Source organism: Nonomuraea glycinis (assembly GCF_014646515.1).
Classification (GTDB): Bacteria; Actinomycetota; Actinomycetes; order Streptosporangiales; family Streptosporangiaceae; genus Nonomuraea; species Nonomuraea glycinis.
The window spans coordinates 92,724-107,820 of sequence record NZ_BMNK01000006.1; the positions used below are offsets into that span (position 1 = coordinate 92,724).

A 15,097-nucleotide genomic window follows, 5' to 3' on the forward strand; every position below is an offset into this window, starting at 1 on the left:
TCAGGCCTTGTGCTTGCCGGCCTTCTTCGGCTTCTGGCCGGCGTTGTCACGGGCTTCCTGGCCATGACCCCGTCCCTGACCCCGTCCCTGGCCCTGCCCTCGGGCGTCGCCGTCGGCCGGGTCCACCTGGCCGGGGGTCTTCCCGCTGGACTCGTTCTCCGGGGTGCCACGAGGGGTGGCCCGTTCGGGCTTGGTGGGTGTCGGGTCGCCGGGCGTCTTGCGGGCGGACTTGGTGGGCTGGGGCCGGGTCTGCTTCGTGGACGGCTTGGTGGTGGTGCCCGGTTCGTCGGGGCGGGGTGAGTCGTACATCGTGCGGGGTGAGTCGTACGCGGTCGGGGGTGGGGTGTCCTGCCGGGCGCCGGTGCGCGACGGTGGCGGATGGCTCGTCTCGGGGGCCGCGCTGGGGGAGCTGGACGATCGCACCACCGCCGGTACGTGCGGCGGCGCGCTGGTCTCCGCAGGCCGGTGCGACCACCAGGCCGCGCCGCCGGTGACCAGCGCCACCATGACCGTGCCCGCGCCCAGCGCGAGCAGCGGCGGCCTGCGCCGGCCCGGCACGAGCGCGGGCCGGGCCTGGGTCGCGACCGGGATCGGCACCGGTCCGGTCGGCTCGGGTGCGCTGCCGGTGATGATCGCGGACAGCCGCCGCCGCGCCTCGTCCAGCGACATCCGCTCGGCGGGGTCCTTGCGCAGCAGGCCGAGCAGGATGGGACCGAGGACGCCCGCGCGGGCCAGCGGGGCCGGTTCGGCGTGCATGACCGCGCCCAGCGTGGCCAGCGCGTTCTCGCGGTGGAAGGGGGAGTGGCCCTCGACGGCCACGTAGAGCGTCACGCCCAGCGCCCACAGGTCCGAGGCGGGCTGGGCCTGCCCGCCCGCCGCCCGCTCCGGCGCCATGTAGGCCGGTGTGCCGAGGAGTATCCCCGTCCTGGTGACGGGGGCCTCGTCCTCGGTGGTGGCGATGCCGAAGTCGGTGAGCACCGCCCGGCCGTCCTCGCCCAGCAGCACGTTGTCGGGCTTGACGTCCCGGTGCAGGACCCCCGCCGTGTGGGCCGCGCGCAGCGCCTCCAGCAGCTGCAGCCCGACGTGCGCGACCTCCACGGGGGCCATCGGCCCGTCGTCGCGCACCAGCTCGCCGAGCGTGCGGGAGCGGATGAGCTGCATGACGATCCACGGGTGGCCGTGCTCCTCCAGCACGTCGTACACGGCGGCGACGCAGGGGTGGGCGACCCGGCCGGCCGCCCTGGCCTCGCGGAAGGTCCGCACGGTGAAGATGTCGCGTTCCGGGCCGGTGAGATCGGGAGGCGGGAGGACCTCCTTGAGCGCCACGTCGCGGCCGAGCACCTCGTCGTACGCCTGCCACACGGTGCCCATGCCGCCCCGGCCGATCGTCTTCACCAAGCGGTATCGGCCTCCAACAATCCCCACAGAATCGGACATGCGGGGCGACTACCCCAAAAGAACTCGGACAAGCGCGGTCGTGGCCGCGGCCGCGGCCAGGACGACCAGGAACGGAGCGCGCAGCAGCAACGCGATCACGGCGGCGGCCAGACCGCCGGCACGGGCCGGGTCGAAGGCGAGCGCGCCCTGATGGGTGAACATCTGGACGGCGATGAGCGCCGCCAGGAGCGTCACCGGCACCAGCTCGGCGAAGCGCCGCACCACGGGATGGTCGAGCACCTGGCGAGGGGCGGCGAGCCCGGCCAGTTTGAGCGCGTAACAGCCGGCGCAGACCGCCGCGATGGCCCACCAGAGCGTCATCGGACCAGCACCACCAGCACGGCCAGGGCCGACAGCAGCACGGGCACCCCCGGCGGGAAGAACGGGGTGGCCAGCAGCGCGATGGCCATGCCGCCCACGGCCAGCCGGCGCAGCTCGGCGCTGGCCGCCAGCCGCGGCCACAGGATGGCCAGGAACGTCGCGGGCCCCACCACGTCCAGCCCCAGCATGGCGGGGTCACCGAGCGCGGAGGTGCCCAGCGCGCCGGCGAGCGTGGTGAGGTTCCAGGTGATGTAGATGGTGGCGAACGTGGTCGTGAACCCGGCCCGCGCCGCCGCCGGGGTCGGCTGGGCGAGCGCCACGGCGGTGGTCTCGTCGATCACGCCGTGCGCGGCCACCAGCCTGCGCGGCCCGCGCACCCGCAGCACATCGGCCATCCGCAGGCCGTACAGCGTGTTGCGGCCGCCGAGCAGCAGCGCGCCGGAGGCGGCGGAGAGCAGGTCGCCGCCCGCGCCGACCGCGCCGGTGAGCGCGAACTGCGAGGCGCCGGTGAAGGCCAGCAGGCTCAGCACGCACGCCTGCGGCACGCTCAGTCCCGCGGTGACGGCCGCGGCGCCGAAGGCGACCCCGGACAGCCCCACGGCCAGCCCCACGCCCAGGCCGTCCCTGATGGCGGCGGAACGATGTGTCGTCTGGTCCATGGAAACCGAGGATATGTGCAGGTCAGGACTATTTCTTGTACGTTTCTGCGGCTCGTTGGTAGGCGGCCGGAGGGACGCCGACGACGCGCTTGAAGTGGCGGCTCAGGTGCGCCTGATCGGTGAAGCCCACCTCGGCGGCCACCCGCGCCGGCCGTACCCCCGACCGCAGGAGGTGGCGGGCCCGCCGCACCCGCAGCGAGTTCAGGTAGGCGTGCGGCGGCAGGCCGGTCGCCTCCTTGAACGCGCGCAGCAGCGGGAACGGCCTGGCCCCGACGACCCGCGCCAGATCCTCCAGCGTCGGCGGGTCCACCAGGCGCTCGTGCAGCACGTCCAGCGCCGCGCGCACCGCTCGCGCGCCCTCGGGGGCGAGCCCCACGGCGGGCCGCGGCGTGGCGTGGCGGGTCAGCAGCCGCGCGAACAGCGTCCGCGTCATCGTGGAGGCGGTCAGGTCGTCGCCGCGCTCGGTCGCCTGGTGCGCGCGGTCCATCAGCGCCGCCACCGCCGGGTCGCGCACCACCTGCTCGGGGAAGTGCGGGGTGCCGTAGGTCAGGCCGAGCTCGGTCGCGATCTCACCGATCGCCGCCACGGACGGATAGAGCATGCGGTACGCCCAGCCGCCCGCGGTGCCCGCCTGGCCGGTGTGCGCCGCGTCGGGGTTGACCAGCACCACCTCGCCCGCGCCCGCCCGGTGTGTGCTGCCGCGGTAGTCGAACTCCTCCACACCGGCGATGATGACGCCGATGGCGTAGCCGTCGTGCACGTGCCGGGAGAAGCGGTGGGTGACGTAGCGGGCTTTGAGCAGGTCGACCTCCGGCACCGCCGGGTGCCGCCAGAAGCGGGCCCGCTCCGCCTCGCTCACGGCGTCCCGGCCCCCGGACGGAAGGCGGCGACGAAGCTGTCGAAGTAGTGCCGGTCCTGTTTCCAGCGGGACTGGGTCGTCTCCCAGTAGAGGGCGAAGGGGCGGCCGTCGGCGGTGCGCAGGCCCCGGTTGATCACATGGATGGTCTCGCCCTCGCGCACCCTGGTGAACTCCCAGTCGGCCGCGGGCCGGCCGAGATAGCGGACCGGGCGGATGCCGATCCGGAGGTAGCCCTTGAACCCGCCGTCGCGGATGATCTCCTGCTCCAGCGCCTCCCAGTGCCGCACGGCACTGGTCCACGGCTGGTCCGGGACGGTCCATTCGATGATCATCAGGCCGGTGGTGCCGGGGCCTGACAGGGTGACGCTGTCCCTGGTGGCGTGCTTGGTGGCGCGCCAGCCGGGCGGCAGGGCGGTGGTGAAGCCGCCGTCGGTGTTCCGGTACGAGCGCCAGCCGTCCGGCGGCTCCTGAGCGGGCTCCTGGGTCTTGGCGGGGGTCTTGGTGGGAGTTTCGATGGGAGCTTTGGTGGGAGTTTCGGTCGGCTCTGTCGTGGACGGCGCGGGGGTCGTCGTGGCCGGGCCGGCGATCTCCGTCTGCGGCGGGGACAGCGCCCAGGTGGCGACCAGCGCGCCGCCCGCGCCCAGCACCGCCACGACCACGGCGGCCGCGACCATCATGACGCGGCGCCGGCCGGGCGGGCGCGACACGGGGATGGGCATCGTGCCGTCCTGCGGGGCGGCGGCCCTGGCCAGCAGCTCGGCCGCCTGCGCGGCGGGCATCCGGGTGGCCGGGTCGCGCCGCAGCAGCCCGACGATCACCGGCGAGAGGCTCCCCGCCCTGCGCGGCGGCTCCAGCGGGTCGCGCAGCACCGCCGCCACCGTGGCCGCCCAGGAGTCCCTGCGGAACGGCGGCGCGCCCTCGGCCGCCGCGTAGAGCGTCGCGCCCAGCGACCACAGGTCCGCCTCGGGCCTGGCCGGCTCGCCGTTCAGCCGCTCGGGCGGCATGTAGGCGGGGGTGCCCACCAGGCCGCCGGTCGCCGTCAGGCCGGCCTCGGCCTCCAGCGAGGCGATGCCGAAGTCGGTCAGCACCACCCGGCCGTCGTCGGCCAGCAGCACGTTCTCGGGCTTGACGTCGCGGTGCAGCACCCCGGTGGCGTGCGCGGCCCGCAGCGCGTCGAGCACCCGCGCGCCGATCGCCGCCACCTGCGGCACCGCCAGCGGCCCGCCGTCGCGGATCACCTCGGCCAGCGACCGGGAGCGGACGAGCTGCATGACGATCCACGGGCGCCCGTCCTCCTCGACGACGTCGTGGATGACGATCACCGAGGGGTGGTCGAGGCGGCCCGCGGCCCGCGCCTCCCTGATGGTCCTGCTGTTGAGCTCGGCCCGCTGCTTGTCGCCCACCCCGGTGTAGCGGACCTCCTTGACCGCCACCAGCCGGTCGAGCAGCTCGTCGTGGGCACGCCAGACCACGCCCATACCGCCTTCACCGAGTGGCTCGATGAGGCGGTAGCGGCCCGCGACCTGTCTGTCCACGCGCGCCTACCGGTCGGGCTTGAAGGTCGCGCAGAAGGTCTCGAAGAAGTGGTAGTCCTTCTTCCACCTGCTGTTGAGGTTGTGCCAGTAGATGGAGTATCCGCGGCCGTTGTCCGTGATGAACCCCCGGTTGCGGACCCTGGTCGGGCCCGTGTTGGTGTTCCAGGTGAAGTCCCAGTCGGCGGCGGCCTTCTGGAAGTCGACCTTCTTGATGTCGAGCAACTGGTAGCCGCCGAAGCCGTACTTGGCGGACTTCTCCTGCTTCTTCCAGTCCGCTAGCGGGTCGGAGCCGGGGTTCGACGCCCGGTCGACCGCCATGAACGCGTTGGAGCCCGCGCCGGGCCCACGGAAGAAGACCTGGCTGCCCTCGCGTTTGTACTCGTCCCAGCCCTTCGGCAGCCCGATGGTGAAGTCGAGCTTCTTGTCCTTGTAGAGCTTCCAGCCGGCCGGCAGGGCGGCCTCCGTCGCCTTCGGCTCCGTGGGAGTCAGGGTGTCGGTGGGCGTCGCGGTCGGTGACGGGGTGGGCTCGGCGCTGGGCGTCGCCGACGATGGCGGCGGCGCCGAGGCGCCGGACGAGGGCTGCGACGTGCCTGTACTGACCGCCAGCGAGCGCGGGTCGGCGGTGGGATCGTCGCCCGGGGCCGCGCGCAGCCCGAGATAGCCGCCGACGGCGGCCACCAGCACCACCGCGGCGACCGCGGCGATGACCGGCACCGCCTGCCGCCGGCCGGAGCCGCTCAGCTCGGTCTCCTGGTAGTCCCCTGGGAGCGGTGGCTCCTGGGTCGCGGGCTGGAGTCTGGCTCCCGTCTCCGGCAAGGGGGAGACGGGCAGGGCGCTCGGGACGGGCGCTAGGTCGGGGTCCGTCGGCATGTCGTCCTCGACCGCCGGCTGCACCATGGTCGCCGGCGCCCGGGACTCCTGGAGGAGCGGTGCCCGGTCGGCGGAGTAGGAGATGACCCGGCGCAGGGCCTGCGCCGTCTCCTCGTACGACAGGCGCTGGACCGGCTCCTTGGCCAGCAGGCCGGCGATCACCGAGGCCAGCGGTCCCGCGTGGGTGGCGGGGTCCGGCTCGTCCGTCAGCACGGCGTGCATGGTCGCCAGGGCCATCCCGCGCTCGTGCGGGGAGCGGCCCTCGACGGCCGTGTAGAGCGTGGCGCCCAGCGACCACAGGTCCGACTCGCGGCGTGCGGGCAGCCCCTTGAGCCGCTCCGGCGCGATGAACGCCGGAGTGCCCGCCAGGCCGGTCACCGTCAGCTGCGTCTCGGTCTCCAGGGTGGCGATGCCGAAGTCGGTCAGCACCACCCGGCCGTCGTCGGCCAGCAGCACGTTCTCAGGTTTGACATCGCGGTGCAGCACGCCCGACTCGTGCGCGCGCTGCAACGCGTCGAGCACGGCCAGCCCGATCTTGGCCACCTTTCGTGGCGGTAGTGGCCCATCCTGCTTGATCACCGTTCCCAGGGAACGTGACTCGACGAGCTGCATGACGATCCAGGGACGGTCGTCCTCTTCGATCACGTCGTGTACGACGATCACGTTGGGGTGCTCGAACCTGGCCGCCGCCCTCGCCTCACGCATCGTGCGCCGATTCAGCAGCTGCACTTCGTCACCCAGAGCGGCGGCATAGCGGACTTCCTTGACCGCGACAGTGCGATCAAGGAGCTCGTCATGGGCGCGCCAAACAATGCCCATGCCACCCTTGCCAATGGGTTCCTGCAGCTGGTAACGACCGGCGATGCGGCGTCCGTCCGGCTTGCGATCCGACATCAACGGCCTCAAACCCTCCCTCTAGGCCAAGAAATACTCCCATAGCGAGGGATCAACGGCGACTCGCCGCAAGGACAGTCCATCATTCGGGAAGCGTGTCCAGCACGTGGAGGGCGGGTGTAAGGTGCAGACATGACTTGTCGCTACGTGTTTATCGAGCCGGCTCCGGGAGGGCCGGTCGTCCACTAGCGACCACCTGGAGTCGGCAAAGGCAGAGACGCCGCGTCTCTGCCTTTTTGGTTTTTCCGCCGGCTCAGGGAGAGCCGGCCGAGTGGGGAGCCGAGATGTCATCGACCTTGGAACGGCATGTGGTCACGCTGGGCGCGCAGCGCGTGGGCGACGGGCCCGCCGTGGTGATCGGCGATCGGGTGAGCCTGCGCGCGCAGCGCGGCGACGCCCGTGCGATCCTGCGTGAGGGAGTGGCGCTGGCTGAGCCGGCCGGCATGGACGACCTGCCCGTGATCGCGGCGCGGGCGCGCGGCGTGGTGATCGGGGCGGCCTGGACGCGGGACATCCCGCTGGTGCGCGCGGTGGCCGCGCTGGGGTTGCCGGTGGTGGTGGAGCGCCGCCACGGCGCCGCGCTGGCGGAGTGGCTCGGCGTGGTGGACTACTGCGTCGCGGAGGGCAACGATCAGGTGATCCTCTGCGAGCGTTCTGACCTGGGACTGCTGCGAGCCGCGCGGGCCGCGTCCGGCCGCCCCGCCCTCGCCGACGTGTCCGGAAATATCGGTCTTTGTACGGCTGCGGTGGCGGCTGGGGCGGACGGGCTCATCGTGGTCGGCACCCCGGCGGACCGCAGGGCGGCAGAGGAGGCTGTGACCCTCGTCGGCGCCCTGCTCCGCCCGGAGGCCCCCGCCACGCTGCCCGAGTGCAGACGGGCCATCGACCGCGTCGACGCCACCCTGGCGACCCTGCTGGAGCGCCGGGCCGAGCTGGCCGGCATCGTGCAGCGGCTCAAGCCGGTGGGCGGCTTCGCGGGGCGCGACCACGCCCGCGAGCGCGAGCTGGTGGCCACGATGGCCCAGCGCGCGCCCGAGCTGGGCGAGGAGCGGCTGGCCCCGATCATGAACGCGGTCATCGAGGCGGGCCTGCACCTGGCCGAGGAGCGCACCACCCGCTGACGGCGGGCCCGAGCTCCGGCCACGTGATCACCTGCGTGAAGCCACCTGCGTGGTCCACCCGCGTGGGGTCACCTGCGTGACCCACCCGCGTGGGGTCACCTGCGTGAAGCCACCTGCGTGACCCACCCGCGTGGGGTCACCTGCGTGGGGTCACCTGCGTGAAGTCGCTCGCGTGGCTCACTCGGCGGGGTCGGCCGCCGGTTGCGCCGGTTGCGCCGGTGTGGCGGCCCGCTTGCGGCCGAGCACCGTCCAGCCGAGTGCGATCCCCGCGATCAGGACGGGGACCAGGAAGAAGGCGACCCGCTGGTCGGCGTCCGCGAACGGCATCAGCAGCACCACCAGCGCCAGGAAGGCCAGCGTCAGCCAGTTGGTGTACGGTGTGCCCGGCATCGGGAACGACGAGCGGTGCCCGGATCGGCGCAGCCGCAGCTGGCAGTAGACCAGCGTGCCCCAGGTGGTGACCACGCCGAGCGAGGCGACGGCGGTGGCGATGTTGAAGGCTCGCAGCGGCAGGAAGTAGAACAGCGCCACCCCGCCGAGGAACATGGCGGCGGTGAACACGATCCCGCCGATCGGGACGTGCCGGGCGCTGAGCGTCCCGGTGAAGCGCGGCGCCTCGCCGTTACGGGCCATCGACCGCAGGATCCGCCCGGTGGCGTACAGGCCCGAGTTGCACGAGGACAGCGCGGCGGTGATCACCACGAGGTTCATCGCGTCGGCCGCCCACGGCACGCCCAGGCCGGCGAAGACGGTGACGAACGGCGAGGTGCCGGCCTCGTACGCGGTCCACGGCAGCACCATCGCCAGCAGCACCACCGAGCCCACGTAGAAGACCGCGATCCGCCACACCACGCCGTTGACGGCCTTGGGCATGATCTCGCGCGGCCTGGCGGTCTCGCCGGCGGTGATCCCGACCAGCTCGATGGAGGCGTAGGCGAACACCACCGACTGCAGGCTCATCAGCACCAGCGGGAACCCGGTGGGGAAGAACCCGCCGTGCGAGACGAGGTTGTGCGGCCCCGCCTGGCCCACCGACAGGACGACCAGCACCAGCCCGACCACCAGGAACGTCACGATGGCCAGCACCTTGAGCATGGCGAACCAGAACTCCAGCTCGCCGAAGAGCTTCACCGACAGCAGGTTCACCACCAGGACGAAGCTCAGGGCGATCAGCGCCGTCACCCATTGGGGGAAGGCGGGCGCCCAGTAGTGGACGTACAGGGCGATCGCGGTCAGTTCGGCGATGCCGGTGAAGGCCCAGTTGATCCAGTACATCCAGCCGCTGGCGAACGCCGCCCACGGCCCGACGAACTCGCCCGCGTACTCGACGAAGGAGCCCGAGGCGGGACGGTAGAGGACCAGCTCGCCGAGGGCCCGCATGACGAAGAACGCGGCGATGCCGGCGGCGGCGTACGACAGCACGAGGGCCGGGCCGGTGGCGGCGAGCCGGCCGCCGGCGCCGAGGAACAGGCCCACCCCGATCGCCCCGCCGATGGCGATCATCTGGACCTGCCGGTTGCCCAGATCCTTCCGGTAGCCCTCGTCCGTCTCCGTGCGCACCGGGTGTCTCCTTCGTCACGTTGCGTGAATTCGACGATATCCGGGGGAGCCCTGGGAACCGGTCCGGCACGCCGTCGTCGACGCCGCCCGAAGTGTCGGTGGGGGCCACTAAAGTCGGAGCGCACAGCACACGTTCAGACCGGAGGCGCCACTCCATGTCGTCCAGTGACTCGTTCGTCCACCTGCATGTGCACACCGAATACTCCATGCTCGACGGTGCCGCTCGGCTCAAGCAGCTGTTCAAGCAGGTCGGCGATCTGGGCATGCCGGCGATCGCCCTCACCGACCACGGCAACATGCACGGCGCCTACGACTTCTTCCGGCAGGCGACCGGCGCGGGCATCAAGCCGGTGATCGGCATCGAGGCCTACGTCGCGCCGGAGCTGCGCCACAACAAGAAGCCGGTGCTGTGGGGCGAGCCGCACCAGAGGCGGGACGACGTCTCCGCGGGCGGCTACTACACCCACATGACGATCTGGGCCCGTGACAAGAAGGGCCTGCACAACCTGATGAAGCTCAGCTCGCGCGCCTACACCGAGGGGTTCGTGCGCAAGTGGGCGCGGATGGACGCGGACCTGCTCGCCGAGCACGCCGAGGGCCTGATGGCCACCACCGGATGCCCGTCGGGTGAGGTGCAGACCAGGCTCCGGCTGGGGCAGTACGACGAGGCGGTCAAGGCCGCGGCGAAATACCAGGAGATCTTCGGCAAGGACGACTTCTTCCTGGAGATCATGGACCACGGGCTCGACATCGAGCGCCGCGTCCGGGACGGGCTGAGCAGGATCAGCAAGGAGCTGTCGATCCCGCCGCTGGTCACCAACGACTCCCACTACACCTACGAGTCCGACGCCGCCTCGCACGACGCCCTGCTGTGCGTCCAGACCGGCAAGCAGCTGTCCGACCCGGACCGCTTCCGCTTCGACGGCAGCGGCTACTACATCAAGACCGCCGACGAGATGCGCGCGATCGACTCCTCCGAGCTGTGGGCCGAGGGCTGCCGCAACACGCTGCTGGTGGCCGAGAAGGTCGATCCGACCGGGTTCTTCGCGTTCAAGAACCTGATGCCGACCTACCCCGTCCCCGAGGGGATGACGGAGACCGAGTTCTTCCGCAGGACGGTCTGGGAGGGCATGGACCGCCGCTGGCCGGAGGGCTTCGACGAGGAGCACCGCAGGCAGGTCGAGTACGAGATCGGCATCATCGAGCAGATGGGCTTCCCGAGCTACTTCCTCGTGGTCGCCGACTTCATCATGTGGGCCAAGGCGAGCGGCATCCGGGTCGGTCCGGGCCGAGGCTCCGCGGCGGGCTCGCTGGTGGCCTACGCGATGGGCATCACCGACCTCGACCCGCTGCCGCACGGCCTGATCTTCGAGCGGTTCCTCAACCCGGACCGCGTCTCCATGCCCGACGTCGACATCGACTTCGACGACCGCAGGCGGGCCGATGTGATCCGCTACGTGACCGAGAAGTGGGGCGCCGACAAGGTCGCGATGATCGCCACGTTCGGCACCATCAAGGCGAAGGCCGCCATCAAGGACGCGGGCCGCGTCCTCGGCTACCCCTACGCTCTCGGCGACAGGGTGTCCAAGGCGTTCCCGCCCGCGGTGATGGGCAAGGACATCCCGCTGGCGGGCATCTTCGACCCCGGCCACCCGCGCTACGACGAGGCGGGCGAGCTGCGCAGGCTCTACGAGGAGGACGTCGACGTCAAGGCGACGATGGACCTCGGCAAGGGCCTGGAGGGCCTGATCCGGCAGACCGGGGTGCACGCCGCCGGCGTGATCATGTCGGCCGAGGTGATCACCGACTACATCCCGATCATGCGCCGCGACGCCGACGGCGCGATCATCACGCAGTTCGACTATCCGACCTGCGAGGCGCTCGGCCTGCTGAAGATGGACTTCCTGGGCCTGCGCAACCTCACCATCATGGACGACTGCCTCAAGATGATCGAGTCGACCACGGGTGAGCACATCGACCTGCTCGACCTGCCCCTGGACGATCGCAAGACCTACGAGCTGCTCGGCCGGGGCGACACGCTGGGCGTCTTCCAGCTCGACGGCGGCGGCATGCGCTCGCTGCTGCGGCTGATGAAGCCGGACACCTTCGAGGACATCTCCGCCGTCGGCGCCCTCTACCGGCCGGGCCCGATGGGCGCCGACTCGCACACCAACTACGCGCTGCGCAAGAACGGCCTGCAGGAGATCAAGGCGATCCATCCCGAGTTCGAGGAGTCGCTCGCCGAGATCCTCGGCACGACGCACGGCCTGATCGTCTACCAGGAGCAGGTCATGGCCATCGCGCAGAAGGTCGCCGGCTTCTCGCTCGGCAAGGCCGACCTGCTGCGCCGCGCGATGGGCAAGAAGAAGAAAGCGGAGCTGGACAAGCAGTTCGAGTCGTTCGAGGCCGGCATGAAGGCCAACGGCTACTCCGACGCCGCCGTCGAGACGCTGTGGGACATCCTGCTGCCGTTCTCCGACTACGCCTTCAACAAGGCCCACTCGGCCGCCTACGGCCTGATCTCCTACTGGACGGCCTACCTCAAGGCCAACCATCCGGCCGCCTACATGGCCGCGCTGCTGTCCAGCGTCAAGGACGACAAGGACAAGTCGGCCCTCTATCTCAACGAGTGCCGCCGGATGGGCATCAAGGTGTTCCCGCCGGACGTCAACGACTCCGACTTCGACTTCACCCCGCGCGGCACCGACATCCGCTTCGGTCTGGCGGCGGTGCGCAACGTGGGCGGCAACGTGGTGGACGGCATCATCTCCGCCCGCAGGGAGAAGGGCCGGTTCACCGACTTCAAGGACTTCCTGCGCAAGGTGCCCGCCGTCGTGTGCAACAAGCGCGTCATCGAGTCCCTGGTCAAGGCGGGCGCGTTCGACTCGCTAGGGCATCTGCGCAAGGGCCTGGTCATGGTGCACGAGCAGGCGGTCGACGCCGTCATCGACATCAAGAAGAACGAGGCCATCGGCCAGGACTCGCTGTTCGGGGCGATCGAGGGCGGCGAGGACCAGACCTTCGACGTGCAGATCCCGCCGGGGGAGTGGGACAAGAGCGTCCTGCTGCAGTTCGAACGGGAGATGCTCGGCCTGTACGTGTCGGACCATCCGCTGTTCGGCGTCGAGCACATCCTGGCCTCCGGCGCGGACTGCTCCATCGCGGCGGTCCAGGACGAGAGCCGCCCCGACGGTCAGGTGGTCACGGTCGGCGGCATCCTGAGCGGTGTCCAGCGCAAGGTCACCAAGAAGGGCGACACCTGGGTGCTGACCCAGCTGGAGGACCTCGAAGGCGCCATCGAGGTGATGATCTTCCCGTCGGCCTACCAGCTCTGCTCGACGATCCTGGCCGAGGACGCGATCGTCTTCGTCAAGGGGCGCATCGACAAGCGCGAGGACGTGGCCAAGATCGTCGCGATGGAGGTGACGGCTCCGGACCTGAGCCAGGAGGCGGGTGGCCCGTTACTCGTGAGCCTCCCGCTGGCCAGGTGCACACCGCCGGTCGTGGGGCGGCTCAAGGAGATCCTCAGCCACCATCCGGGCACGTACGAGGTGCACCTGCAGGTGCACAACGGGCCGCGGACGACGGTGATGCGGGTGGACGACCGGCTCCGGGTGTCGCCTTCCCCTGCGCTGATGGGAGATCTCAAGCAACTGCTCGGCCCCGCCTGCCTGGGCGCCTGACCTGACAGACCGCCGGGCCTGCTCGGGCCCGCTCGGGCGCCTGACCCCGGCAGGGCTGAGCAGGACGGCCTGGCCCGCCGTCGGATCTCGCCAGGCGGGGGCGCGCGCGTGGGCAGACCTCGCCGTCGTGGCGGCAGAGCGGGTGGGGCAGGATCGCAGCATGAGCGAGTTGCACTACCTGACCGCCGCCGAGTTGGCGCGCCTGATCAGGGCCCGGCAGGTGAGCGCGGTCGAGGTGCTCCAGGCGCACCTCGACCGGGTCGAGCGGGTCAATCCCCGGGTGAACGCGATCGTGACGCTGGCGGCCGAGCAGGCGATGGACGCGGCCAAGGCCGCCGACGCGGAGGAGCCGCGGGGGCCGCTGCACGGGGTGCCGGTGGCGCACAAGGACCTGCTGGACACGGCCGGCATCCGTACCACCTACGGATCTCCGCTCTTTTCCGGAAATATCCCGGAAAAGGATGATCTGATCGTCCAGCGGCTCACGGAGGCCGGGGCGATCAACGTGGGCAAGACCAACACGCCCGAGTTCGGCACCGGGTCGCACACGGTCAACGAGGTGTTCGGGGTGACCCGCAACCCCTACGACCTGTCGAAGTCCGCCGGGGGCAGCAGCGGGGGCGCGGCGGCGGCGCTGGCCTGTGGGATGGTGCCGCTGGCCAGCGGCTCGGACATGGGCGGGTCGCTGCGCAACCCGGCCTCGTTCTGCAACGTGGTAGGTCTGCGGCCGACGCCGGGGCGGGTGCCGAGCCCGTCGGAGACCGCCGCCTGGTACACCCTGTCGGTGCAGGGCCCGATGGCCAGGACGGTCGAGGATGTCACGCTGATGATGTCGGTGATATCCGGCTTCGACCCGCGATCCCCGTACTCGATCAAGGAGGTTTTCGCCGCCGAGCCCGAGGAGGGTGTGGCGGGGCTGCGCGTGGCGTGGAGTCCCGACCTGGGCGGGCTGCCGGTGGACGCCGCGACCGCGGCGGTCACCGCGACCGCGCCCGGCGTGTTCGAGCGGCTCGGCGCGCACGTCGAGCAGGTCGAGCTCGACCTGTCGGACGCCGAGGACGCCTTCCGCACCTACCGCGCCTGGTTCTACGCGCTGTCCTACGGCGAGCTGACCGGGCTGGGCGCCAACACCGCCTGGAACGTCGAGCAGGGCCGCCAGGTCACCGGCGCCGACCTGGCCCGGGCCGAGCGCGCGCGCAGCCGCCTCTACCAGCGGATGGCCGCCTTCTTCGACCGCTACGACGTGCTCATCGCGCCGGTCAGCCAGGTGCCGCCGTTCCCCGCCGAGGACCCGTACGTCCGCGAGATCAACGGCGTTCCGCTCCCCGACTACCTGACGTGGATGCGCTCGGCCTACTGGATCAGCGTCCTGCACGCGCCGGCGGCGTCCGTCCCGGCCGGGTTCACGCGGTCGGGACTGCCCGTCGGCGTGCAGATCGTCGGACGTCCCTTCGCCGACGCCCGCGTGCTGCGCGTGGCGCGCGCGTTCGAGCGGGCCACCGGGTTCGCCGGCCGCCGCCCGCCGCTTTAGCCGCCCGCCGCCCTAGTCGCCGCGCGGGGGCGGCTCGCCGATCCGGTACGGGTCCGCCGCCGGCGGGTGCGAGCCGATCCCGTACGGCGTGCGCAGCGGCGACTCGCGATAGCCGTGCATGCCTTCGAGCAGGCCGAACAGGCCGACGGCGAGCAGCGGCCAGGACACCAGGACGCCGTCGGCCGTCAGCGCGAGCGGCCCGGCGACGAAGGTGACGCCGGGTTCGGCCGAGGCCTCCACCGCGATCACGCCGAGGGTGAACGTGGTCCCTGTCCAGAGCGTCACGAACGAGGCGAGCACGCTGCCGCCGCACAGGCCGAGCAGCACGGCGAGCTGCTGACGGCGGCTCAAAAACCAGGCCAGCGCGCCGCAGGCCAGCCCCAGCCCGCCGGTGACGGTGGCGAACCAGCCGTCGGCGGCGATCAGCGTCTGCGTCCCGGGATCGGCGAGCACCGAGGCGGTGCCCTCGGTGATCCGGTAGGGCGGGCGGGGCGACAGAGCGGACCAGACCAGCCCGGCGGGGACGCCCAGGGCGGCGAGTGCGAGGACGGTGACCGCGAAAGCACGCAATTGCCTCGCCACGCGACTCCCCTTCAGATCTGTGTCCGAACCAGATCGATGGTATCT

At 71.5% G+C, this 15,097-nt stretch carries 11 protein-coding genes; 3 read left to right on the forward strand and 8 right to left on the reverse strand.

Annotation, left to right across the window (positions count from 1 at the left end; translation table 11 throughout):
- From IEY87_RS18710 to IEY87_RS18730, 6 genes are read right to left on the reverse strand one after another with little or no spacing between them, the layout of a single operon-like run.
- Positions 1-1,395 (reverse strand): serine/threonine protein kinase, encoded by a 1,395-nt coding sequence (locus tag IEY87_RS18710; protein WP_229699363.1) that lies wholly within the window; start codon positions 1,393-1,395, stop codon positions 1-3.
- 51 nt (positions 1,396-1,446) lie between these two features.
- Positions 1,447-1,758 (reverse strand): AzlD domain-containing protein, encoded by a 312-nt coding sequence (locus tag IEY87_RS18715; RefSeq protein ID WP_189139978.1) that lies wholly within the window; start codon positions 1,756-1,758, stop codon positions 1,447-1,449.
- A complete protein-coding gene (locus tag IEY87_RS18720; protein WP_189139979.1) occupies positions 1,755-2,417 on the reverse strand; it encodes an AzlC family ABC transporter permease in 663 nt (220 codons plus the stop codon). Before IEY87_RS18720 ends, IEY87_RS18715 begins: the two co-directional genes overlap by 4 nt.
- A gap of 28 nt (positions 2,418-2,445) precedes the next feature.
- Complete coding sequence (locus IEY87_RS18725) at positions 2,446-3,276, reverse strand: AraC family transcriptional regulator (RefSeq protein ID WP_225277464.1); 831 nt, start codon at positions 3,274-3,276, stop codon at positions 2,446-2,448.
- The gene (locus IEY87_RS45825; RefSeq protein WP_225277465.1) at positions 3,273-4,811 is read right to left on the reverse strand and encodes a serine/threonine-protein kinase; all 1,539 of its coding nucleotides are present in this window, start codon (positions 4,809-4,811) and stop codon (positions 3,273-3,275) included. Before IEY87_RS45825 ends, IEY87_RS18725 begins: the two co-directional genes overlap by 4 nt.
- 6 nt (positions 4,812-4,817) lie before the next feature.
- On the reverse strand, positions 4,818-6,575 hold the full coding sequence (locus IEY87_RS18730) for a serine/threonine-protein kinase (RefSeq protein ID WP_225277466.1): 1,758 nt from the start codon (positions 6,573-6,575) through the stop codon (positions 4,818-4,820).
- 284 nt (positions 6,576-6,859) lie between these two features.
- Here IEY87_RS18730 and IEY87_RS46990 point away from each other — a divergent pair, with 284 nt between their 5' ends.
- Positions 6,860-7,696 carry a chorismate mutase gene (locus tag IEY87_RS46990; RefSeq protein WP_189139982.1) on the forward strand — a complete coding sequence of 279 codons (837 nt, stop codon included), beginning with the start codon at positions 6,860-6,862 and terminating at the stop codon, positions 7,694-7,696.
- A 177-nt stretch (positions 7,697-7,873) separates the two neighbouring features.
- On the opposite strand, the gene IEY87_RS18740 is transcribed toward IEY87_RS46990, so the two are convergent.
- Positions 7,874-9,256 carry an amino acid permease gene (locus IEY87_RS18740; protein ID WP_225277467.1) on the reverse strand — a complete coding sequence of 461 codons (1,383 nt, stop codon included), beginning with the start codon at positions 9,254-9,256 and terminating at the stop codon, positions 7,874-7,876.
- Between the two features lie 155 nt (positions 9,257-9,411).
- Here IEY87_RS18740 and dnaE point away from each other — a divergent pair, with 155 nt between their 5' ends.
- Together dnaE and IEY87_RS18750 are read left to right on the forward strand one after the other, a co-directional pair.
- Complete coding sequence (gene dnaE, locus IEY87_RS18745; RefSeq protein ID WP_189139983.1) at positions 9,412-12,939, forward strand: DNA polymerase III subunit alpha; 3,528 nt, start codon at positions 9,412-9,414, stop codon at positions 12,937-12,939.
- Positions 12,940-13,099: 160 nt separating this feature from the next.
- Entirely contained in the window at positions 13,100-14,470 is a 1,371-nt protein-coding gene (locus IEY87_RS18750; protein WP_189139984.1) for an amidase, read from the forward strand.
- 12 nt (positions 14,471-14,482) lie between these two features.
- Here IEY87_RS18750 and IEY87_RS18755 read toward each other — a convergent pair whose 3' ends face one another.
- Positions 14,483-15,052 (reverse strand): hypothetical protein, encoded by a 570-nt coding sequence (locus IEY87_RS18755; RefSeq protein WP_189139985.1) that lies wholly within the window; start codon positions 15,050-15,052, stop codon positions 14,483-14,485.
- Between the last annotated feature and the right edge of the window lie 45 nt (positions 15,053-15,097).